A 21,613-nucleotide genomic window follows, 5' to 3' on the forward strand; every position below is an offset into this window, starting at 1 on the left:
GGGCTTTCCCCAGGGATCCCCGCTCGAAACGTCAAGGCTTCCCGACAAGTCGCGCATCAAGCGCCTCTAGACCGCGACGAAAACAGGGACATCTCCGTCGGCGGCCCCTCGCCCACCGCCGGCCACTCCTCTCAACCCGTCCAGGCCCACCCATGCGCGACAACGGTCCCGTCTCCCAGCGCGAGTACCTGCTGCCGGAAGGCAGCACGCTGGTGTCCTGCACCGACCTGCAGAGCTACATCCGCTACTGCAACCCGGCCTTCATCGAGGTCAGCGGCTACAGCCGCGAGGAGTTGCTGGGCCAGCCGCACAACCTGATCCGCCACCCCGACATGCCGGCCGAGGCCTTCCGCGACATGTGGGCCACGCTGAAGGCCGGCGAGCCGTGGACGGCGCTGGTGAAGAACCGCCGCAAGAATGGCGACCACTACTGGGTGCGCGCCAACGTCACGCCGGTGCTGGAGAACGGCGCCGTCACCGGCTACATGTCGGTGCGCACCGTGCCCACGCGCGCCGAAGTGCAGTCGGCCGAGCGCCTGTACGAGCGCATGCGCGCCGACGGCGGGCGCACGCTCAAGCTGCACAAGGGCGATCTGGCCGTGGCCGGCTGGCCCGGCCTGGTGCGGCGCGTCACGCAGCCCGGCCTGGGCGCGCGGCTGACGGCCGTGGCCCTGGGCGGCACGCTGGCCACGGCGGGCCTGGCCGAGGCGCTGGCCGGCTTCGGCCTGGGGGCGGCGATGGCCGGTGCCGCCGTGCTGGGCAGCGCCGTGGCCTGGCAACTGCGCCGCATGGCGCTGTCGCCGCTGCGCGAGGCGATCGCCGTGGCGCGGCGCATGTCGGCCGGCGACCTGTCGCAGCGCATCGCCAGCCGCGGAGGCGACGAGGTGGGCCAGCTGACCCGCGCCCTGACCCAGCTGAACGTGAACCTGCAGGCCATCGTCGGCGACGTGCGCCGCGAAGTGGAGGGCATCGGCCTGGCCTCGGGCGAGATCTCCAAGGGCAACGCCGACCTGGGCCACCGCACCGAATCGCAGGCCAGCAACCTGCAGCAGACGGCGGCCTCGCTGGAACAGATCACCGGCACCATCCGCCAGACCGCCGACACCGCGCAGGCCGCCGCCGATCTGGCGCACGAGGCCACCACCGCCGCGCAGCACAGCGGCGACGCGGCCCGCGACATGGCCAGCCGCATGGACGAGATCCGCAGCAGCTCGCAGCGCATCGGCGAGATCATCGGCACCATCGACGGCATCTCGTTCCAGACCAACATCCTGGCGCTGAATGCCGCGGTGGAAGCCGCCCGCGCCGGCGAGGCCGGCCGCGGCTTCGCGGTGGTGGCCTCGGAGGTGCGCGCGCTGGCCCAGCGCACCAGCACCGCCGCCCGCGAGATCAAGGTGCTGGTGGAGGACGCGGTCACCAAGGTGGAACACGGCACCAAGCTGGCCGGCAACACCGGCGAGACCACGCGCCGCACCGCCGAGGCCGTGCAGCGCGTGCATGCGCTGATCAGCGAGATCAGCACCGCCGGCAGCGAGCAGAGCAAGGGCGTCAGCCAGGTGAATGCCGCGGTGTCCGAACTGGACAACCTGACCCAGCAGAACGCCGCGATGGTCGAGGAACTGGCGGCCGCCGCCGCCTCGCTGAACGGCCAGGCCGAGGTGGTGGCGCAGGCCGTGCGCATCTTCAAGACCTGAACGGCGCTTCGGCATCGCCCCCGTCCGCGGCCGGCCCATGCCGGCCGCGCGTTCGTCGGAACGGACGATGCCGCCGTGCGGGCCGCGCCTCTACAGTGCGGGCCGCGCACCGGGGATTCCGGGCGCAGGCCATGCGCAGGAGGTGCCCCCCGGTGAACCCGTCCCGTTCCACGTCGCCCGACACCGCGTCGGCCCACCCGGCGGCCACCGCTGCGGCAGCCGCCGCAGCCGGCTGCCCCTTCCATGCCGCTGGCGCCATGGCCGGCGCGCCGCACGGCGCGGCCATCGGCCCCCGCTACCGCCGCCCGCTGGGCGTGCTGCACCACCGCGGCGTGCGCGCCGAGATCGCCCGGCTCGACGCGAAGCGCGACTGCCAGCGCATCGTGTTCCTGCTGTCGGCCTACGAGTTCCCGTTCGACATGACGCGGGCCCTCGAGATCGCGCTGTTCCACACCTACGGCAGCCGCTCGGTCTCGCGCCTGCTCGACCGCACCGCCCAGTTCTCGCGCCACGGCCAGAAGCGCTACGACGACACCAACCTGCTGATCGCCAACTTCATGGAAGCCGGCTGGGACGGTGACCCCGGCGCGCGGGCCATCGCGCGCATGAACCACATCCACAGCCACTACCGCATCCCGAACGAGGACTTCCTGTTCGTGCTGTGGACCTTCATCGACTTCCCGATCGAGTGGATGGCGCAGTTCGGCTGGCGCGACTTCACAGCGCACGAGTGCGAAGCCTGGTTCCATTACTGGCACGCCATCGGCCAGCGCATGGGCCTGACGGACATTCCCGCCAGCAAGCCGGCCTTCGATGCCTTCGTGGCGGCCTACGAGGCGCGCGAGTTCGTGCCCGACGAGGCCAGCCGCCGCGTGGCCGACGCCACCGTGGCCATCATGGCGGCCTGGTTGCCGACGCCGCTGCGTGGCGTGGTCAAGCCCGCTGCGGCCTGCTTGGTGCGGCCGCAGTTCCGCCGGGCGGCGAAGTTCCCCGAACCCTCTCCGGTGCTGAACGCCGTGCTGCGCGGCGTGCTGAGGCTGCGCCGCGTCGTCAAGCGTGTGTTCAGCATCGAGCGTTACCCCACGCTGCTGGCCGAAAAGCACTACCGCAGCTACCCGCAAGGCCTGCCGCCGATCGAGCAGATCGGGCCGCAGGCCCTGAAACGCAGGGAACCGCACCCCTAGAAACATTGTTTCCGCCCTGTAACCGCGATGGGATCCTGCGGTACCCGGCGCCGGGGGAGCGCTGCCATGCCGGCAGCGACGATGGCGCTGGTCAGAACAGGAGTTCCCATGCATCCGATCCCATGGCGCCGAGGTGCGCTGGCACTGGCCTGCCTGCTGTTGAGCAGTGCCTCGCAGGCCGCCGGCGAGCGCATCCAGCTCGGCTTCAAGAACCTCGAGGTCCTGGGCAGTTCCACCCTGAGGGGCTACGAGAGGACCATCGATGTCGACAGCTTCCAGTGGGGCGTGAGTGTCGGCGTCGGCCAATTCGCCGGCGTCGGCGAACGGACCGTCTCGCCACCCTCGATCTCCGACATCGTCTGGACCCAGGGCCTGGACCGCAGCTACGCCGGGTTGGGCAATGCCATCAGCAAGCCCGGGGTCGCCACCTCGACCTTCTCGTTCCTCACCAGCAACGGTACGGGCTACGACCCCTACCTGACCATCGAGGCGCAACGCGCCAGCATCACCGGCCTGAGCTTCTCCGCCGGCGGTGGGCAGCCCTCGGTGAGCGCCTCCGAAACCTTCGACCTGCTGAAGCTGTCCTTCAGGACCGAACTGCTGGCGGGCCAGCGCCCGACCTCGACCCCGGTGGTGGTGAGCTACGACGCGAGCAACAACTCGGTCTCCGGCAGCATGGGCCGTTCGACCTCGATCCGTGGCCGCAACTCCACCAGCGGGCTGTACCTGAAACTCGGCAGCGCCAGCAGCGACTCGTGGATCAAGGGCGACAGCACGTTGCAGGGCTACCAGAGCTGGATCGCGCTGGATTCGGCCCAGATGGGCGTGGGCGTGGCGATCTCCCACGCGGGCGGGCGGGTGACGGCCGTGCCGTCGTTCTCCGAGCTCACGGTCACGCAGCAGCTGGATGGCGCCGTGCCGGCCGTGCTGGCCAACCTGCTGGCCGGACGCACCATCGGTGAGGCCACGCTGGTCTACCTGGAAACGGTCCAGAACGTGACCCGCGTGGTCACCGAGCTGCGCATGGCCAACGTGGTGATGAGCGGCATGTCGTTCAGCAGCGGCGGCGACGTGCCCTCGGTGGCCGAGTCGCTGAACTTCACCGGCTACCAACAGACGGTGTGGGAATACAGCGGCACGTCCGCCAAATCCAGCATTGTCACCATGGGCTGGATGGGCACGGCGGGGCTGGACTCCGCCGAGGCGGCCGGCAGCTCGCCCCCCGGCCCTGCACCGCTGCCGGTGCCCGAGCCCGGCACCTGGGCCCTGATGCTGGGCGGCGCCGCCCTGCTGCTGGCCCGCCGCCGCGGCCTCAGCCCTTGCCGGCCAGTGGCACCACGTTGACGTCGTGCGTGCCGCCCGCGCCGAACACCTGCTCGCGCAACAGCGCCAGCTGGTCGCGCACGCGGGCGGCCTTCTCGAACTCCAGGTTCTTGGCGTGCTCGAGCATCTGCTTTTCCAGCGCCTTGATGCGCTTGGCCAGGTCCTTCTCGCTCAAGGATTCGGCCTCCACCGCGTCCATCAGGCCCTGCACCTTGGTCTTGTCGTCGGCCTGTGACACCACGCCGTCGATCAGCTCCTTGACCTGCTTCATCACCGTGCGCGGCGTGATGCCGTGGGCGGTGTTGAACTCGGTCTGCTTGGCCCGGCGACGTGCGGTCTCGTCGATGGCCTTGCGCATCGACTCGGTGATCTTGTCGGCGTAGAGGATGGCGCGGCCGTTGGCATTGCGCGCGGCGCGGCCGATGGTCTGGATCAGGCTGCGCTCGGCACGCAGAAAGCCTTCCTTGTCGGCATCCAGGATGGCCACCAGGCTGACCTCGGGAATGTCCAGGCCCTCGCGCAGCAGGTTGATGCCGACCAGCACATCAAAGGTGCCCAGGCGCAGGTCGCGCAGGATCTCCACGCGCTCGACCGTGTCGATGTCCGAGTGCAGGTAGCGCACCTTCACGCCGTTGTCGGTCAGGTAGTCGGTCAGCTGCTCGGCCATGCGCTTGGTCAGCGTGGTGATCAGCACGCGCTCGTTCTTCTCGACCGTGTGGCGGATCTCCTGCAGAACGTCGTCCACCTGCTGCGCGGCGGGCCGCACTTCCACGATGGGATCGACCAGGCCAGTGGGCCGCACCACCTGCTCGACCACGGCGCCGGCATGGGTCTTCTCGTAGTCGGCCGGCGTGGCCGACACGAACACGCACTGGCGCATCTTGGTCTCGAACTCGTCGAACTTCAGCGGCCGGTTGTCGAGTGCGCTGGGCAGGCGGAAGCCATATTCCACCAGCACCGTCTTGCGCGCGCGGTCGCCGTTGAACATGCCGCCCAGCTGGCCGATCAGCACATGGCTCTCGTCCAGGAACATCAGCGAATCGGGCGGCATGTAGTCCACCATCGTCGGCGGCGGGTCGCCCGGCCGCGCGCCGCTGAGGTGGCGCGTGTAGTTCTCGATGCCCTTGCAGTGGCCCACCTCCTGCAGCATCTCCAGGTCGAAGCGGGTGCGCTGCTCCAGGCGCTGCGCCTCCACCAGCTTTCCGGCCTTCACCAGCTCATCCAGGCGCTGGCGCAGCTCGTCCTTGATGGTGTCGATGGCCGACAGCACACGCTCGCGCGGCGTCACGTAATGGCTGCTGGGGTAGATGACGAAGCGCGGGATCTTCTGGCGGATGCGGCCGGTCAGCGGGTCGAGCAGGCTCAGGGACTCGATCTCGTCATCGAACAGCTCGATGCGGATCGCCAGCTCACTGTGCTCGGCCGGGAACACGTCGATGGTGTCGCCACGCACGCGGAAGGTGCCGCGGCTGAAGTCCACATCGTTGCGCGTGTACTGCATGCGGATCAGCTGCGCGATGGCGTCGCGCTGGCCGACCTTGTCGCCCACCCGCACGATGAAGCGCATCTGCGTGTAGTCCTCGGGCTTGCCGATGCCGTAGATGGCGCTGACCGAGGCCACGATGATGGTGTCGCGCCGCTCCAGCACGCTCTTGGTGGCCGACAGCCGCATTTGCTCGATGTGCTCGTTGATCGAGCTGTCCTTCTCGATGAACAGGTCGCGCTGCGGCACATAGGCCTCGGGCTGGTAGTAGTCGTAGTACGAGACGAAGTACTCCACCGCGTTCTTCGGAAAGAACTCGCGGAACTCGCTGTACAGCTGCGCGGCCAGCGTCTTGTTGGGCGCAAACACGATGGCCGGCCGGCCCATGCGGGCGATCACGTTGGCCATGGTGTAGGTCTTGCCCGAGCCGGTCACGCCCAGCAGGGTCTGGTAGGCCAGGCCGTCCGAAAGGCCCTCGCACAGCTGGTCGATGGCGGTGGGCTGGTCGCCCGCCGGCGGGTAGGGCTGGAACAGCTGGAACGGCGAGCCGGGAAAGCTGACGAACTGCCCGCCGCCCTCGGGTGCAGGCGAGGCGTCTTCCGCAGCAGACAGGTCGGCAAGGTCGGACATCGGGGTTTCCCTGGGGCAAGTCGAGCGCAGGCTCTAAAATCGCGGCCGGCTGCGGCGCTGGGTGGCGCGCGCCGGCCAATCCAACAGCGTACCGCAGTGCGGCATTCCGTGTGGGTGCCAGCGCCGTGACCCCGCGCTGTCCGCCCCTTGCTGCTGCCACCGTCCTGACAGGAACCACATTTCCATGACCTTCTTCGCCGCCGTCGAGATGGCCCCGCGCGACCCCATCCTGGGTCTGAACGAACAATTCGCCGCCGACACCCGCGCCGACAAGGTGAACCTGGGCGTTGGCGTGTACTTCGACGACGCCGGCAAGCTGCCGCTGCTGGCCTGCGTGAAGGCGGCCGAGACCCAGCTCACCGAGGCCGCCAAGCCGCGCGGCTACCTGCCCATCGACGGCATCGCCGCCTACGACAAGGCCGTGCAGCGCCTGGTCTTCGGTGCCGACAGCGCCGTGCTGGCCGACAGCCGCGTGGCCACCATCCAGGCGCTGGGCGGCACCGGCGGCCTGAAGGTGGGCGCCGATTTCCTGAAGAAGCTGAACCCCGCCGCCAAGGTGCTGATCAGCGACCCGAGCTGGGAGAACCACCGCGCGCTGTTCACCAACGCCGGCTTCGAGGTGGGCACCTACAGCTACTACGACGCGGAAAACCGCGGTGTGAAGTTCGACGCCATGCTGGCCGACCTGAACGCCGCCGCCGCCGGCACCATCGTCGTGCTGCACGCCTGCTGCCACAACCCCACCGGCTACGACATCACCCCGGCCCAGTGGGAGCAGGTCATCGCCGCGGTCAAGGCCAAGAGCCTGGTGGCCTTCCTGGACATGGCCTACCAGGGCTTCGGTGACGGCATCGCCGAGGACGGCGCGGTCATCCAGCAGTTCCTGGCCGCTGGCGTCGAGAACTTCTTCGTCGCCACCTCGTTCTCCAAGAGCTTCAGCCTGTACGGCGAGCGCGTGGGTGCGCTGAGCGTGGTGTGCGCCAGCAAGGACGAGACGGCGCGCGTGCTGTCGCAGCTGAAGATCGCCATCCGCACCAACTACAGCAACCCGCCCACCCACGGCGCCCAGGTGGTGGCCACGGTGCTCGACACCCCGGCGCTGCGTGCGCAGTGGGAAGACGAGCTGGCCGGCATGCGCCAGCGCATCAAGCAGATGCGCACGCTGCTGGCCGAGAAGCTGGTGGCCGCCGGCGTGAAGCAGGACTTCGGCTTCATCGTGCGCCAGCGCGGCATGTTCAGCTACTCGGGCCTGACCAAGCCCCAGATGGAGCGCCTGCGCAACGAATTCGGCGTGTACGGCGTCGATTCGGGTCGCATCTGCGTGGCCGCGCTGAACACGCAGAACATCGACAAGGTGGTGGCCGCGATCGCCGCGGTACTCTGAACGGGCGGCAGGCCCCAGGCGCCCGCCGTGGCGCCGGCCTGCACACCTGCGATGCTGCGGCGCCGCATCCGGCGACTGCAGATCCCCACAGCCCGGCCCCGCCGGGCTGTGTCGTTTTGGATCGCCGATGTCGCGCAGGCGACAGAAAAGCCGATTTGCGCTGCGAAGTTACGTGTTTTTCCGTAGCCGGTCCGGCCTAGCCGACCGCAGGATGCACGGGGTAAGATTCACAATGCTGCACCGCACAAATTCCTTATCCGATGTCAGGTCGGATTCAGGGGATGCGGCACAAGATGAGGGCGTGCGCAAGCATCCGCGCGCCACACCGTAGTACCTGCCGTCCGACCGGAGACCCTGCCGCCATGCTTTACCAGATCTACGAGACCCAGCGTGCACTGATGGCGCCGTTTTCCGAGTTCGCCAGCGCCTCGGCCAAGCTCTACAACCACCCGCTGTCGCCCTTCACGCACACGCCGATGGCCCAGCGCGTGGCGGCCGGTTTCGACCTGATCCACCGCCTGGCCAAGGACTACGAGAAGCCCGAGTTCGGCATCCGCTCGGTCGAGGTGGACGGCGTGGACGTGGCGGTGCAGGAGCAGTACCCGATCGTGCGGCCGTTCTGCCGCCTGATCCGCTTCAAGCGCTTCTCCGACGACCCGGTCGTGCTGGAGAAGATGAAGACCCAGCCGGTGGTGCTGGTGGTGGCGCCGCTGTCGGGCCACCACAGCACGCTGCTGCGCGACACCGTGCGCCAGCTGCTGCGCGACCACAAGGTCTTCATCACCGACTGGGTGGACGCCCGCCAGGTGCCGGTGGAGGTGGGCCCGTTCCACCTGAACGACTACGTCAGCTATGTGCAGGACTTCATCCGCCACCTGGGCCCCGAGGTCAACGTGATCTCGGTGTGCCAGCCCACGGTGCCGGTGCTGGCCGCCGTGTCGCTGCTGGCCACCAAGGGCGAGTTCACGCCGCGCACGCTGACGATGATGGGCGGCCCCATCGACGCGCGCAAGTCGCCCACCGCGGTGAACAACCTGGCGATGAACAAGAGCTTCGAGTGGTTCGAGAACAACGTGATCTACCGCGTGCCGCCGAACTTCCCCGGCGCCGGCCGACGCGTGTACCCGGGCTTCCTGCAGCACACCGGCTTCGTGGCGATGAACCCCGACCGCCACCTGAGCGCGCACTACGACTACTTCCAGGACCTGATCCGCGGCGATGACGACTCCACCGAGGCGCACCGCCAGTTCTACGACGAGTACAACGCCGTGCTGGACATGCCGGCCGAGTACTACCTCGAGACCATCAAGACCGTGTTCCAGGACTTCGCCCTGGTCAACGGCACCTGGAAGGCCGACGACGGCACCTTCGTGCGCCCGCAGGACATCACCACCAGCGCGCTGTTGACGGTGGAAGGCGAGCTCGACGACATCTCGGGCGCCGGCCAGACCCGCGCCGCGCACGACCTGTGCAGCGGCATCCCCAAGGCGCGCCAGTTCCACTACGACGTGGCCGGCGCCGGCCACTACGGCATCTTCTCGGGCCGCCGCTGGCGCGAGAAGGTGTACCCGGAGATCAAGGCCTTCATCGAGCGCTTCAACGCGCCCGAGGGCAAGCTCGACCACGCCCCCACCGCGGCCGAACTGACCGGCGACTACGAGATCGACCGCATCGCCGTGGGCGAGCCGGAAGCCCCGGCGCGCAAGGTGACGGTGCGCAAGGCCTCGCCGGCCAAGACCACCGCGGCCTTCCCGACCATCCCCGTGGCCGAGCCCGCACCGGTGGCCGCCGCCGCGAAGCCGGCCGCCAAGCCCGCCCGCAAGGCCGCCGCCAAGCCGGTGGCCCAGGCCGAGGCCCAGCCCGCGCCGGCGGCCAAGACCCGCAGCGCCCGCAAGCCGCGCGGCTGACGGGCCCGCCGCTGGGATAATCCCGGCGGTGCAAGCCACCGCGCCCTTCCCCGCCTCCCCCCCGAACCCCGCCGCCGAGCGGGGTTCGTCTTTGGTCGACCGGCTCGACGCCGCGCTGCCGCAAACCCAGTGCACGCGCTGCGGCTACCCCGACTGCCGCAGCTACGCCCAGGCCATCGCCGACGGGCAGTCGCCCATCAACCGCTGCCCGCCCGGCGGGGCCGAGGGCGTGGCACGCCTGGCCGCCCTCACCGGCCAGCCGGTGCAGCCCGTCGATCCCGCGTGCGGCGCCGAAGGCCCGCGCCTGCTGGCCGTCATCGACGAGGCCTGGTGCATCGGCTGCACGCTGTGCATCAAGGCCTGCCCGGTGGACTGCATCAGCGGCACAAACAAGCGCATGCACACCGTGATCGATGCCGACTGCACCGGCTGCGAACTGTGCGTGCCGGCCTGCCCGGTGGACTGCATCGCGCTGGTGCCCGTGACCGGTGAACGCACCGGCTGGCAGGCCTGGGGCGCCGAGCAGGCCGCCAGCGCCAAGGCCGCCTACGACCAGCGCAACGCCCGCCGCGCCCGCCACAAGCACGAGCACGACGCAAAGCTGGAAGCCAAGGCCGCCGCCAAACTGGCCGACCTGCCCGCCCACACGCAGCACACCGACCCCGTGGTGGTCGACCGCAAGCGCGCCGTGATCGAGGCCGCGCTGGCGCGGGCCCGCGCCAGGCGGACATCGGGCGAGGGATCGGCATGACCCGGGTGCAGGCGAATGCGCTGCTGCTGCTCGCGGCGGTGATCTGGGGCTCGGCCTTCGTCGGCCAGGTGCTGGGCATGGCCGGCGTGGGGCCGCTCACCTTCACCGGCGTGCGCTTTCTGCTGGGCGCGCTGGTGGTGCTGCCGCTGGCCTGGCGCGAGCGCCGCACGCTGCAGGCGCAAGGCCATGCGCTGGGCGCGGCCGAGCTGCGCTGGATTGCCTTGCTGGGCGCGTTGCTGTGCACCGGCGTGGTGATGCAGCAGATCGGCCTGATGGGCACCACGGTCACCAACGCCGGCTTCCTGACCGCGCTGTACGTGCCGCTGGTGCCGCTGCTGGCCTGGGTGTTCCAGCGCCAGGCGCCGCACTGGAGCGTGTGGCCGGCAGCCGCCGGCTGCCTGGGCGGCACCTGGCTGCTGACCGGCGCATCCTTCGGCGCGGCGAGCCAACTGGGCCGCGGTGACCTGTGGGTGCTGGCCAGCGCCCTGCCCTGGGCCGTGCATGTGCTGCTGGTGGGCCAGGTGGCCAACCGGCTGCGTGGCGCCTACGGCCTGGCCTGCGGCCAGTTTCTGGTGTGCGGCGTGGCGGCCAGCGCCGCCGGCCTGGCGCTGGAGCCGATCACGCTGCAAGGCCTGGCCACGGCGGCCGGTGCCATCGCCTATACCGGCGTGCTGTCGGTGGGCGTGGGCTTCACCATCCAGGTGGTGGGCCAGCGCCATGCGCACCCGGCCGATGCGGCCATCGTGCTGAGCTCCGAGACCGTGTTCGCCGCGCTGTTCGGCGCGTTGTTCCTGGGCGACCGGCTCACGTCTGCCGGACTGCTGGGCTGCGGCCTGATCCTGGCCAGCATCGTGCTGGTGCAGACCCTGCCGCTGCTGCGCGCACGGCTGGCCAATCCGTCATGAAGGCTATATGAAGACCGCCGACATCGCCCCGTTCTTCGCCACCCTGGCCGCCGCCAACCCGCAGCCGGCCAGCGAGCTGGAATACACCAGCGTGTTCGAACTGCTGGCCGCCGTGCTGCTGTCGGCCCAGGCCACCGATGTCAGCGTCAACAAGGCCACGCGCCGGCTGTTCCCCATCGCCAACACGCCGCAAGCCCTGCTGGCCCTGGGCGAGGAACGGCTGGCCGAGCAGATCAAGACCATCGGTCTGTACCGCAGCAAGGCCAAGCACCTGATCCAGACCTGCCGCATCCTGATCGAACAGCACGGCGGCCAGGTGCCGCGCAGCCGCGCCGCGCTGGAAGCCCTGCCCGGCGTGGGCCGCAAGACCGCCAACGTGGTGCTCAACGTGGCCTTCGGCGAACCCACGATGGCCGTGGACACGCACATCTTCCGCGTCGGCAACCGCACCGGCCTGGCGCCGGGCAAGACGCCGCTGGCGGTGGAACTGCAGCTGGAAAAGCGCGTGCCGGCACCCTACCGGCGCGATGCGCACCACTGGCTGATCCTGCACGGGCGCTATGTGTGCACGGCGCGGTCGCCCAAGTGCGGGGCCTGCCAGGTGCGGGCGTGGTGCGACATGGGGCGCAAGCTGCCGGCAGCGTGAGGCCCGCAGCGGCCGGGTAGACCATCAGCGGCGGAACGCCGTCAGCGCAAACTGCTCCTGAATCCAGCCCATCGCCCGGCCACCTTGCCACAGGCGGTATTGCCGCGAGGCCAGCGGCGCTCCGGCAGGCAGGCCCAGCCGTTCGGCCACCGCCGCATCGGTGTGCAGACGCCAGTCGATGATCTCGCGGTGCATCTCGCAGCGCTCGGCCAGCCACAGTGCGCCGATGGGTGTGTCGGTGTGCAGCAGGCCGTGGCGGGTGACGGCGCTGAGGCCGTCAAGGCGGAAGGCCGAGGCGGCATGGACCAGCGGCTGGGCAGCGTCCGGCGGGCCCACCTCCAGCACGATGCGCCGCTCCAGCCAGGGGTTGGGCGCTTGCAGCGCTGGCGTGGCGGCGGTGGCATCGGTGCCTGGCGCCGCCAGCAGAACCGCCGGCGGTGCATCTTCGTGCAGCCACTGGCCCAGCTTGCGGGCACTGATTGGGCGGCCGCCGTGGTAGACCGACAGCATCTCGGTGACCGAGCCATCGGTGAGCAGCAGCACCTTCTGGAACAGCGACAGATCCGGGTGGCGGGCCACCTCGTCGCGGGTCAGGGTCTGGGGCATGGGCTGAGACATCGGCGGCATGCTGCCAGGGATCCGGCCAGTCACACCAAGGCCATCGCCGAGGCCAACGTGACGCGGCGCAGTTCGCCATAGCGCGGCGGGCGCGGCCAGTGCGCGGCGTCCAGGCCAGCGCACAACCGCCCGTCCAGCGGCAGGCCGGCATCGGCGCGGCCCGCGGCCCAGCCCAGCAACTGCATCACGCCCGCATGGGCCACCAGCAGGCGTGGCGCACAGGCCGTGAGCTCAGCGTCCGCCGGTGCGGGCTGCTGCACCCAGCCGGCCACGCGCTGCGCCATCACGGCCAGGGACTCACCCTCCCCCGGCGCGTGGCCGGTGAAATCGGCCTCCCAGGCCTGCACATCCGCCCAGGCGATCGCCGTCCAGGGCTGGCCGTCCCAGGCACCGAAGTCCAATTCCATCAGCCGCGCATCGATGTGGTGGCGCCAGCCCCAGCGCGCCAGCCAGCGGCCCACGTCGGCGCAGCGGCGCAGCGGCGATGTCCACACCACACGCGGCAGGCCTTCGCGGCGCGCGGCGGCGCGGATGCGGTGGGCCAGGCGCTTGGCGCGGCGCGGGTGCACCGGCAGATCGGTCTGGCCGATGCAGCGGCCGGCCGCGCCGTCGGGGCGGGGATGGCGCCACAGCCACAGATCGGCCGGCGCCTGGGCGGCGCGGTGTTCGGTCACGGCCATGCCGGCTGCGCAGCGGCCACGGCCAGCACGGCCAGTTCGGCGAACTGCTGCGTGGCGCCCAGCGTGTCGCCGGTGAAGCCACCCAGGCGGCGCAGCAGCCAGGCGCGCATGCGCCAGGCCACGATCAGCACGGCCAGCAGCGCCAGGGCCGCACGCCAGGGCGTGGGCGATGGCAAGGCCAGCGGCACGCCGCATGCGGCCAGGCCACCGCCCAGCACGGCGGCGGCCAGCAGCGTCCAGCCCCAGGCCGTGGCCAGGCCGGCGGCGCCGATGCGCTGGGCCAGCGGCTTGGCCTTGGCGTGCTCGGGGTCGCCGGCATAGGGCAGCACGGCCAGCAGCGTGGCGGCGCCAGCGCGGCTGGCGGCCTGGGCCAGCACCAGGGCGGCTGCGGCCGCGGCCACGCCGTGCTGGCCGATCAACTGCGCCAGCAGCGCCAGCTTGGCGGCCAGCACCAGCACCAGGCCCAGCGCGCCATAGCTGCCCAGGCGCGAGTCCTTCATGATGACCAGCGCGCGCTCGCGGCTGACGGCGCCGCCCAGGCCATCACAGGTGTCGGCCAGGCCGTCCTCATGGAAGCCGCCGGTCAGCCACACGGTGGCCGCGGTGGCCGCCACCGCCGCCAGCCAGGGGCTGCCGCCCAGCGCCGTGGCCAGCCACAACGCGGCCGCACCGAACAGGCCCACACCCGCGCCCACCAACGGAAAGTGCCGCGTGCACTGCTCCAGCCACGCGGGGTCGAAGCGGCTCAGCCGCACCGGCACGCGGGTGAGGAACTGCAGCGCCACGGCGATCAGCCGCAGTTCGTGGGCGATGGCCGCCAGCATGGGGCGTCAGGTCTCGCTGGGGCCGCTCACGCCGGCCGAATCGAAGCTGGCCATGCCGGCCAGCAGCTCGACGGCCGAGGCCACCAGCGGCCATGCCAGCGCCGCGCCGGAGCCCTCGCCCAGGCGCAGGCCCAGGTCCAGCAGCGGCTCGGCGCCCAGCGCCTGCAGCATCGCGGCATGGCCGGCCTCGGCGCCGCGGTGGCCGAACACGCAGGCCTCGGCGAGCGACGGTGCCAGGCCGCGCGCCACCAGGGCCGCCGCGCCGGCGATGAAGCCGTCCACCAGCACCAGGCGGTGCTCGGCCGCGGCCTGCAGCATGGCGCCGGCCATCATCGCGATCTCGAAGCCGCCGAACTCGGCCAGCGCCTGCACCGGGCTGAAGCGGCCGGGCGCGACGCCGACGCGATCGAGTGCCCGCTGCAGCACCGCGCGCTTGTGCGCCAGGCCGGCATCGTCCAGGCCGGTGCCGCGACCCACGGCCTGATCGAGTGGCGTGCCGGCCAGCGCCGCCAGCAGCAGCGCCGCGGCAGATGTGTTGGCAATGCCCATCTCGCCCAGCACCACGGCATTGCCGGGGCGCGCGGCCACCAGCGCGGCGCCACGGCGCAGGCCTTCCAGTGCGCGCTCGCGGCCCAGCGCGGGGCCGGTGGCAGCGTCGTCGCTGCCGGCGCCCAGGCGGGCATCGACCAGATCGGGGCCGGCCGGCGGGGCGCTAGCGATGCCGGCATCCACCAGGGTCCAGGCCAGGCCATGCTGGCGCGCCAGCACGTTGATGGCCGCGCCGCCGCCGCGCATGTTGGCCACCATCTGCGCCGTCACCGCCTGCGGGTAGGCCGAGACGCCCTGCGCGGCGATGCCGTGATCGGCGGCGAACACCAGCAGCTGCGGCGCCCGCAGCGCCGGATGCTCGCGGCCCTGCAGCAGGCCGATCTGCAACATCAGCGACTCGAGCCGGCCCAGCGCGCCAAGCGGCTTGGTGAGGTGGTCGATGCGGTGGCGCAGGCGCGCGGCCAGCGCAGGCTGGGCCTCGGCGCCGCGCGGCGTGATGCGCGCGCACAGCGCGGCCAGATCGGCAGGAAGGTCGTCAGCGGGGATGGCGTGGTTCATGGGGGTCATCTTGGCAAGGCGGTTCAGCGTGGCTGCAACAGGCCCATCAGCGTGGCGGCGCCCACATGCTCGTCCAGCACATCGGCCAGGCGGTCGAACACGGTGGCCAAGGGCTCCGGCGCACGGCCGAACAGCGCATGCAGCACCGCGGGGTTCTCGAACAGGCCATGCAGGTACACGGCCAGGATCGGCCCGTGCTGCCAACCCAGGCCGGGCGATGCGGGGGCGGCGGCCGGCAACGTGGCGGTGGGATCGGCATCGCTGCGGCCCAGGTGGATCTCGTAGCCCTGCACGTCCAGGCCGCTCAAGCGCGCCCAGGGGCCGTGCAGCGCGCCCAGGCGATGGTGGGCATGGCGCAGGGTCTTGCGCGCCGCAAAGCGGGTGTGCAGTGGCAGCAGGCCCAGGCCGGCGTCCTGGCCCGGCGTGCCGCCTTCCAGGCCTTGGGGGTCGTCGACCCCACGGCCCAGCCATTGCAGCGCGCCACACACGGCCAGCAATGGTTGGCCGGCGGCCACATGCCCGGCGATCGGTGTGTCCAGGCCCTGCTGCCGAACCCAGGCCAGATCGGCCCGCGTGTGCTTGCTGCCGGGCAGCACCAGCACCGCGCCGGGCGCGGCCAGCGCGGCGCGCAGCGTGGGCGCATCGCGCACCACCACCAGCGGGATGCCGGCGCGGGCCACGGGCTCGAACTCGTCAAGGTTGCTGGCATGCGGCGTGGCCAGCAGCACCACGCGCGGGCCGGTGCTGGCGGGCGAGCCGAGCGGCACGGCATCTTCTTCCGGCAGGCCGTGCTGGCGCAGCATCGGCAGCACGCCCAGCACCGGCAGGCCGGTGCGCTGCTGCAGCAACTCGGGCGCCGGGGCCAGCAGCGCGGCATCGCCGCGGAACTTGTTCAGCAGGTAGCCGCGCAGGCGCCGGCGCACGCCGGCATCCATGAGCTCGGTGGTGCCCAGCAGGTGGGCGAAGGCACCGCCGCGGTCGATGTCGGCCACCAGCAGCGTGGCGGCATCGGCCTGCACGGTGGTGAAGGTGTTGACGTAGTCGTGCGCGGCCAGGTTGATCTCGGCCGGCGAGCCGGCGCCCTCGATCACCAGCAGCTCGGCCTCGGCCTGCAGCGACTGCAGCGCGGCCTGGGCCGTGGGCCACAGCAGCGCGCTGCGCTCGCGCCAGGGCATGGCCGCCAGGTCGGGCCGCACCCGGCCCATCAGCACCACCTGGCTGCGCGTGTCGGCCTCGGGCTTGAGCAGCACCGGGTTCATGCGCGGCTCGGGCACGACGCCGGCGGCCAGGGCCTGGAAGTACTGCGCGCTGCCGATCTCACCTTCGCTGCCATCGGCGGCCATCACCACGCGGGCGTGGTTGCTCATGTTCTGCGCCTTGAAGGGGCGCACATCGATGCCGCGCCGCGCATACCAGCGGCACAGCGCGGTGGTGATCCAGCTCTTGCCGGCGCCGCTGGTGCAGCCGAGCACGGCCACGGCCTTGGCTTTGGCGGTCATCGGGGGGTCTCCAGGGCGTGGGATGCGTCGTTGGGTGCGCCGCATTCGGCGGCCGCGTCCCAGGCGGCCAGCCACAGCGCCTGATCGGCCGGTGAGCGCAGGCCCACCCGCACCCAGCCGGGCAGACCGAAGGAGCTGCAGTCGCGCAGCGCCATGCCCTGGCCGCGCAACAGGCGCAGCCGGGCGATCACGCCCTCGGCCGCACCGGGCGGACGGCCCAGCACGAAGGTGGAAACGCCCGGCGCCAATTGCCAGCCGCGTGCGGTCAGTTCCGCCACCAGACCGGCGCGCCAGGCGGCCAGCGTGGGCAGGCCGCGTGTCAGCCAGGCCTGCGTGGCCGGCTCGCACCAGGCGCCCAGCAAGGCCTCGCCCTCGGCCGACAGCACCCAGCTGGGTGCCAGGGCCTGCACGCGCTGCCACAGCGCGGCCGAGGCATCGCCAAACGCATCGCCAGACGGACTGCCCAAGGCCCCGGCCGGCGCCTGCAGCCAGCCGGCGCGCACGCCGGGCAGGCCCAGCGCCTTGTTGGGCGTGCCCACCTGCCAGGCACGCCGGGCGATGGCGGGCGGCAGACGGTGGCCACCGTGCAGATGCAGCGGCGCATAAGCCAGATCCAGCGCCAGGTGCACGCCAGGGCTCAGCGCATCGGCCAGCGCTTGCCAGACCGCGGCATCGAGCGCCGCGCCCGACGGATTGGCCGGATCGTTGACCCACAGCAGCGTGGGCACCGCGCTGCCGGCCAGGGCCAGCAGCTCGGCCGTGTCGCGCCAGGGCCGCAGCGGCAGGCCGGCGGCCAGGGCCGCCGCGGCATAGTCGCCATAACCCGGCTGCGGCGCAGCCACCTGGGCGATGCCGCACAGGCGCGCGGCCAGCGTCAGGCGGAAGATGCCCTCGCTGCCGCCGGCCGTCACCGCGATGCGGGCGGCGTCCACCCCCTGCAGCGCGGCCAGGCGGACGCGCAGCGCGCCGTAGTGCGGATCGGGATACTGCTGCCGGCGCGCCTGCGCCACGGCCGCCAGCGCCTGCGGCGCGGGCCCCAGCGGGTTCACGTTGGTCGAGGCGTCGACGCGTGCCGTGGTGTGGCCATCGGGACCGCCATGAACCCTGGCCGTTAGTTCGGTTTTCAGCGAAGGGCTCATGACCCAGGCCATCCTTCAACGCCCTGCCCCGGCGCCGGTGAGTGCCCCACCCACACCGGTCCCCACCCGGCCACCGCCAGCGCCGCCAGCACAAAGCCGATCAGCGCCGCGCGGCGGCCCAGCGCCAGGGCGCGCAGCGTGTCAGCCGGCTGCGGTGCGCGGCCGGCAGCGTTCAGCGTGTAGACGCCGGGCTTGCCCAGGCGCACGCCCAGGCGCAGCGCCATCGCCCCCATCGGCCAGCCGCCGTTGGGCGATGGCGTCAGTGCGGCCTGGCGCACCAGCGCCGCCGGCGCGATGCCGCGCGCGCCGCCGGCCAGCCACAGCAGCACGGCGCTCAGGCGCGCGGGCAGCCAGCCCAGGGCATCGTCGGCGCGTGCCGCGCAGCGCCCGGCCCATTGCCAGCGCGGGCTGCGGTAGCCCCACATGGCGTCCAGCGTGTTGACGGCACGCCAGGCCCACGCGCCCGGCAGGCCCGCCACGGCCAGCCAGCACAGCGGCGCCACCAGCGAATCGTTGAAGTTCTCGGCCAGGGTCTCGATGGCGGTCTCGCGCACGCCCTGGGCGTCCAGCGCCTGCACGTCGCGGCTGCACAGCCGCGCCATCTGCGTGCGCGCCGCCGGCAGGCCCTGCGCGAAGGCCGACTCCACCGCCGCCACCTCGTCGTGCAGCATGCGCCAGGCGAAGGCCGGCTTGAGCGCCAGCGCCAGCAGCGGCACGGCGGCCCACACCGGCAGTTGCAGCAAGGCCCATTGCAGCCCGGCCGCCAGCAGCGTGACGCTGCCCACCACCAGCACCCAGGCCAGCGCCCCCAGGCCGACGGCGCGCCCCGCCGGTGCCGCCGGCAGCCGCCGACCCAGCGCACCGGCCGCCGTGCCCAGCCAGGCCACCGGGTGCCAGGCATTGCGCGGCTCGCCGAAGCGCCAATCGAGCGCAGCGGCCAGCGCCAGCGCGGCCGCCAGCGTCAGGCCGGGCATGGCCAGGGCATCGTGCATGGCGCCTGGGTTCACCCGGCCAGCGGCACCAGCCGTGCCAGCAGGCCGCGCTTCAGGCGCTCGGGTCGCTCGGCCCAGGGCAGCTGGCCATCGGCCTGGGCCTGGTGCTGGGCGGCCACGGTGAGCAGCTGCGCCGCGCTCTCGCCATCGGGCGGCAGATCGCCGAACAGGTACGTGAACTTGCCACCGGCCTGCAGCGCCGCGGTGCAGCCGCGCCCGCAGGCCGCCAGGCAGGCGATGCCGCGCAGCCGCAGCGTGGGCTGCGGGTCGTCCATCAGCGCCAGTTGCACGGCCTCGTGCAGCAGTTCGCCGGCCGACTCGCCCTCGCGCGGCCAGTCGCCGGGGCGGCAGGTGGTGCAGACCAAGAGTTCGGTGGGGTGCGTGCTCATCAGTCCTCGATGCCGCGCTGCGCCGGCACGCCGGCCTGGAAGTGGTGCTTCACCGCCCGCATCTCGGTGACGGTGTCGGCCAGTGCGATCAGTTCCTCTGGCGCATTGCGGCCGGTGAGCACCACATGCACCTGGGCCGGGCGCTCGCGCAGGCAGGCCAGCACCGGCTCCAGCGGCAGCCAGCCGTAGCGCAGCGGGTACATGATCTCGTCCAGCACCACCAGGAAGTGCTCGCCGGCGCGGATCGTCGCCTCGGCCCGTGCCCAGCCATCGCGTGCCAGCTGGGCACTGCGCTCCAGGTCCTGGCTCTTCCAGCTGAAGCCGTCGCCCAGGCCTTCGATGGGCACGCCCAGTTGCTGGAACATGCGGTGCTCGCCGAAGCGGGCGCTGGGCACCTTCATGAACTGGTAGATCCTGACCGGCTTGCCGCGGCCATGCGCGCGCAACGCCAGGCCGAAGGCCGCCGTGCTCTTGCCCTTGCCGTCGCCGGTGTGCACCAGCACCAGGCCGCGGCGCTCGCCCTCGGCCTTGGGGCTGCCGCGCTCGGTGGGGGGAGATTCGATCTGCATGTCTGCGGTTTGCGAAAGTGGTCAGTCGTCGAGCGCGAGGCTGACCTGGGCGCCGTTCGCGGTGGCGCCCACGCGCACGGCCTGGTCGAACACCTGCTCCAGCGCGCGGTGCAGCGCGGGATCGGTGGGTGCGGCATCGGCCACCAGGCGGCCGCGCTGCAGCAGCAGCACGCGGTCGGCATGCAGGGCGATGGGCAGGTCGTGCAGCACGGTCACCACGCCATGGTCGGGCGCCAGGCGGCGGAACAGCCGGGCCAGCGCCACCTGGTGCGGCGCATCCAGGTGGGTGGTGGGTTCGTCGAGCAGCAGCATCGGCGCCTCGGTGGCCAGCACGCGCGCCAGCAGCACCCGCTGGCGCTCGCCGCCCGACAGCGCCTGCAGCGGCCGCGTGGCCCAGGCGGTGCATTCGGTCAGCGCCATCGCGCGGGCGATCGCGGCGCGGTCCTCGGCCAGCTCGGCGGTGTTGCGCGCGCCGGCCAAACCGCGGCGGGCGATGCGGCCCAGCGCCACGGTCTCGGCCACGTCCAGATCGCCGCCCAGTTCACCCGCCGGGCCGGCCTGCGCGAGCCAGGCGATGCGCTGGGCGCGATCGCGCCCGGGCCAGCTGGCGATCGGCCGGCCATCGCACAGCACCTGGCCGCTGGCCGCCGGCAACAGGCCGGCCAGCGCACGCAGCAGGCTGCTCTTGCCCGCGCCGTTGGGGCCGACGATGGCCGTCCAGCCGCGGCCGATGCGCAGGCTCAGGTCCTGCAGCACCGGGCGGCCGCCCAGCACCAGGCCCAGGCCGCAGGTCTCCAGCTCGACCGTCATGACGCCGCCGTGCGCCGCCGCAGCAGCACGAACAGGTAGACGCCGCCGATCACCGCCGTCAGCACGCCCACCGGCAGCTCCTGCGGCGCGATCAGCGCACGCGACAGCACATCGGCCACCAGCAGCAGCACCGCGCCCATCAGCGCGCTGGCGGCCAGCAGCCAGGCGTGGCGGCCCGGTGCATGGCGGCGCACCAGGTGCGGCGCCACCAGGCCCACGAAGGACACCAGCCCCACCTGCGACACCGCCAGCCCGGTGGCGCCGGCCAGCATCAGCACCAGCCACAGGCGCTCGCGGCCCAGGTCCAGGCCCAGGCTGATGGCGCTGTCCTCACCCAGCGTCAGCGCGTCCAGCACGCCGGCGCGGGCGGTGGCCAGGCCCACCAGCAGCACCAGGCCCAGCGCCATCAGCGCGCAGGCCGACCAGCCGATGAAGCTGGTGCTGCCCAGCATGAAGGCCTGCTTGCCGCGCAGCGCATCGGGCGCCATCGTGGTGATCAGGTCGCTCACCGCGCCCAGCAGCACGCCCAGCACCACGCCGGCCAGCAGCAGGCGCAGCGATTGCTCGGCGCCGCGCGCCAGCAGCAGCGTCAGGCCGATGCCCAGCCAGGCACCGCAGAAGGCCGCGGCCACCAGGCCCACGCGCTCCAGCCAGGCGGCGGTGGCCAGGCTGATGGCGCTGCCGGCCAGCGTGGCGGCGGCCAGCACCAGCACCACGGCCAGGCCGGCGCCGGCCGCCGAGCCCAGCAGGTAGGGATCGGCCAGCGGATTGCGGAACAGGCCCTGCGCCAGCGCGCCGCCCAGGCCCAGCAGCGCGCCCACCAGGGCCGCGCCCAGCGTGCGCGGTGCGCGGATCTGACCCAGGATCAGCGCCGCCTGGTCGGCCAGCGGCGAGCCATCGCCCCGCCACCAGGCCTGCGCCTCGGCCCAGGTGGCCAAAGGCGCGAAGCCCTGGCTGCCGGTGACCAGCCCGGCCGCCAGCCCCAGCAGCAGCAGCACGCCCAGCAGCCCCACCAGCCGGCGGCGCAGAGCGGCCGCACTGTGGCGCGGTGCCAGATCGACGGTGGCCGCCAGGGTCAT

At 72.2% G+C, this 21,613-nt stretch carries 20 protein-coding genes; 8 read left to right on the forward strand and 12 right to left on the reverse strand.

Going from position 1 to position 21,613, the window contains the following annotated elements:
• Window positions 1-152: 152 nt before the first annotated feature.
• The 3 genes from AACH10_RS20015 (at window position 153) to AACH10_RS20025 (ending at window position 4,222) form a co-directional block, all read left to right on the forward strand.
• Window positions 153-1,694: a methyl-accepting chemotaxis protein gene (locus AACH10_RS20015; RefSeq protein ID WP_341412252.1), complete on the forward strand. Its 1,542-nt coding sequence runs from the start codon at window positions 153-155 to the stop codon at window positions 1,692-1,694.
• Between the two features lie 152 nt (window positions 1,695-1,846).
• Window positions 1,847-2,878, forward strand: coding sequence for an oxygenase MpaB family protein (locus tag AACH10_RS20020; RefSeq protein WP_341412253.1), 1,032 nt, complete (start codon window positions 1,847-1,849; stop codon window positions 2,876-2,878).
• Window positions 2,879-2,986: 108 nt separating this feature from the next.
• Window positions 2,987-4,222, forward strand: coding sequence for a type VI secretion system tube protein Hcp (locus AACH10_RS20025; RefSeq protein ID WP_341412254.1), 1,236 nt, complete (start codon window positions 2,987-2,989; stop codon window positions 4,220-4,222).
• Here AACH10_RS20025 and uvrB read toward each other — a convergent pair.
• On the reverse strand, window positions 4,191-6,314 hold the full coding sequence (uvrB, locus tag AACH10_RS20030; RefSeq protein WP_341412255.1) for an excinuclease ABC subunit UvrB: 2,124 nt from the start codon (window positions 6,312-6,314) through the stop codon (window positions 4,191-4,193). The genes AACH10_RS20025 and uvrB overlap by 32 nt on opposite strands.
• A 184-nt stretch (window positions 6,315-6,498) precedes the next feature.
• Here uvrB and AACH10_RS20035 point away from each other — a divergent pair, with 184 nt between their 5' ends.
• The 5 genes from AACH10_RS20035 (at window position 6,499) to nth (ending at window position 11,907) form a co-directional block, all read left to right on the forward strand.
• Window positions 6,499-7,698, forward strand: a complete 1,200-nt coding sequence (locus AACH10_RS20035; RefSeq protein WP_341412256.1) for an amino acid aminotransferase — start codon at window positions 6,499-6,501, stop codon at window positions 7,696-7,698.
• A gap of 362 nt (window positions 7,699-8,060) precedes the next feature.
• On the forward strand, window positions 8,061-9,605 hold the full coding sequence (locus AACH10_RS20040) for a polyhydroxyalkanoate depolymerase (protein WP_341412257.1): 1,545 nt from the start codon (window positions 8,061-8,063) through the stop codon (window positions 9,603-9,605).
• A 28-nt stretch (window positions 9,606-9,633) separates the two neighbouring features.
• A complete protein-coding gene (gene rsxB, locus AACH10_RS20045) occupies window positions 9,634-10,356 on the forward strand; it encodes an electron transport complex subunit RsxB (RefSeq protein WP_341412258.1) in 723 nt (240 codons plus the stop codon).
• Window positions 10,353-11,261, forward strand: coding sequence for a DMT family transporter (locus tag AACH10_RS20050; protein ID WP_341412259.1), 909 nt, complete (start codon window positions 10,353-10,355; stop codon window positions 11,259-11,261). Before rsxB ends, AACH10_RS20050 begins: the two co-directional genes overlap by 4 nt.
• A gap of 7 nt (window positions 11,262-11,268) precedes the next feature.
• The gene (gene nth, locus AACH10_RS20055) at window positions 11,269-11,907 is read left to right on the forward strand and encodes an endonuclease III (protein ID WP_341412260.1); all 639 of its coding nucleotides are present in this window, start codon (window positions 11,269-11,271) and stop codon (window positions 11,905-11,907) included.
• A 24-nt stretch (window positions 11,908-11,931) separates the two neighbouring features.
• On the opposite strand, the gene AACH10_RS20060 is transcribed toward nth, so the two are convergent.
• From AACH10_RS20060 to AACH10_RS20110, 11 genes are read right to left on the reverse strand one after another with little or no spacing between them, the layout of a single operon-like run.
• Window positions 11,932-12,513: a chorismate--pyruvate lyase family protein gene (locus tag AACH10_RS20060; protein ID WP_341412261.1), complete on the reverse strand. Its 582-nt coding sequence runs from the start codon at window positions 12,511-12,513 to the stop codon at window positions 11,932-11,934.
• A 41-nt stretch (window positions 12,514-12,554) separates the two neighbouring features.
• The gene (locus AACH10_RS20065; RefSeq protein WP_341412262.1) at window positions 12,555-13,205 is read right to left on the reverse strand and encodes a histidine phosphatase family protein; all 651 of its coding nucleotides are present in this window, start codon (window positions 13,203-13,205) and stop codon (window positions 12,555-12,557) included.
• Window positions 13,196-14,029: an adenosylcobinamide-GDP ribazoletransferase gene (cobS, locus tag AACH10_RS20070; protein ID WP_341412263.1), complete on the reverse strand. Its 834-nt coding sequence runs from the start codon at window positions 14,027-14,029 to the stop codon at window positions 13,196-13,198. The genes AACH10_RS20065 and cobS overlap by 10 nt, the downstream gene beginning before the upstream one ends.
• Before the next feature lie 6 nt (window positions 14,030-14,035).
• The gene (cobT, locus tag AACH10_RS20075) at window positions 14,036-15,136 is read right to left on the reverse strand and encodes a nicotinate-nucleotide--dimethylbenzimidazole phosphoribosyltransferase (RefSeq protein WP_341412264.1); all 1,101 of its coding nucleotides are present in this window, start codon (window positions 15,134-15,136) and stop codon (window positions 14,036-14,038) included.
• Between the two features lie 23 nt (window positions 15,137-15,159).
• Window positions 15,160-16,635, reverse strand: coding sequence for a cobyric acid synthase (locus tag AACH10_RS20080; protein WP_341412265.1), 1,476 nt, complete (start codon window positions 16,633-16,635; stop codon window positions 15,160-15,162).
• Window positions 16,632-17,774 (reverse strand): aminotransferase class I/II-fold pyridoxal phosphate-dependent enzyme, encoded by a 1,143-nt coding sequence (locus AACH10_RS20085; RefSeq protein ID WP_341412266.1) that lies wholly within the window; start codon window positions 17,772-17,774, stop codon window positions 16,632-16,634. Before AACH10_RS20085 ends, AACH10_RS20080 begins: the two co-directional genes overlap by 4 nt.
• Window positions 17,771-18,766 (reverse strand): adenosylcobinamide-phosphate synthase CbiB, encoded by a 996-nt coding sequence (gene cbiB, locus AACH10_RS20090; RefSeq protein ID WP_341412267.1) that lies wholly within the window; start codon window positions 18,764-18,766, stop codon window positions 17,771-17,773. Before cbiB ends, AACH10_RS20085 begins: the two co-directional genes overlap by 4 nt.
• Window positions 18,767-18,777: 11 nt before the next feature.
• A complete protein-coding gene (locus AACH10_RS20095) occupies window positions 18,778-19,155 on the reverse strand; it encodes a DUF1636 family protein (protein ID WP_341412268.1) in 378 nt (125 codons plus the stop codon).
• Entirely contained in the window at window positions 19,155-19,724 is a 570-nt protein-coding gene (cobO, locus tag AACH10_RS20100) for a cob(I)yrinic acid a,c-diamide adenosyltransferase (protein ID WP_341412269.1), read from the reverse strand. Before cobO ends, AACH10_RS20095 begins: the two co-directional genes overlap by 1 nt.
• A 21-nt stretch (window positions 19,725-19,745) precedes the next feature.
• The gene (locus tag AACH10_RS20105; RefSeq protein WP_341412270.1) at window positions 19,746-20,534 is read right to left on the reverse strand and encodes an ABC transporter ATP-binding protein; all 789 of its coding nucleotides are present in this window, start codon (window positions 20,532-20,534) and stop codon (window positions 19,746-19,748) included.
• Window positions 20,531-21,613, reverse strand: coding sequence for a FecCD family ABC transporter permease (locus AACH10_RS20110; protein WP_341412334.1), 1,083 nt, complete (start codon window positions 21,611-21,613; stop codon window positions 20,531-20,533). The genes AACH10_RS20105 and AACH10_RS20110 overlap by 4 nt, the downstream gene beginning before the upstream one ends.

Source organism: Pseudaquabacterium inlustre (assembly GCF_038066595.1).
Classification (GTDB): Bacteria; Pseudomonadota; Gammaproteobacteria; order Burkholderiales; family Burkholderiaceae_C; genus Pseudaquabacterium; species Pseudaquabacterium inlustre.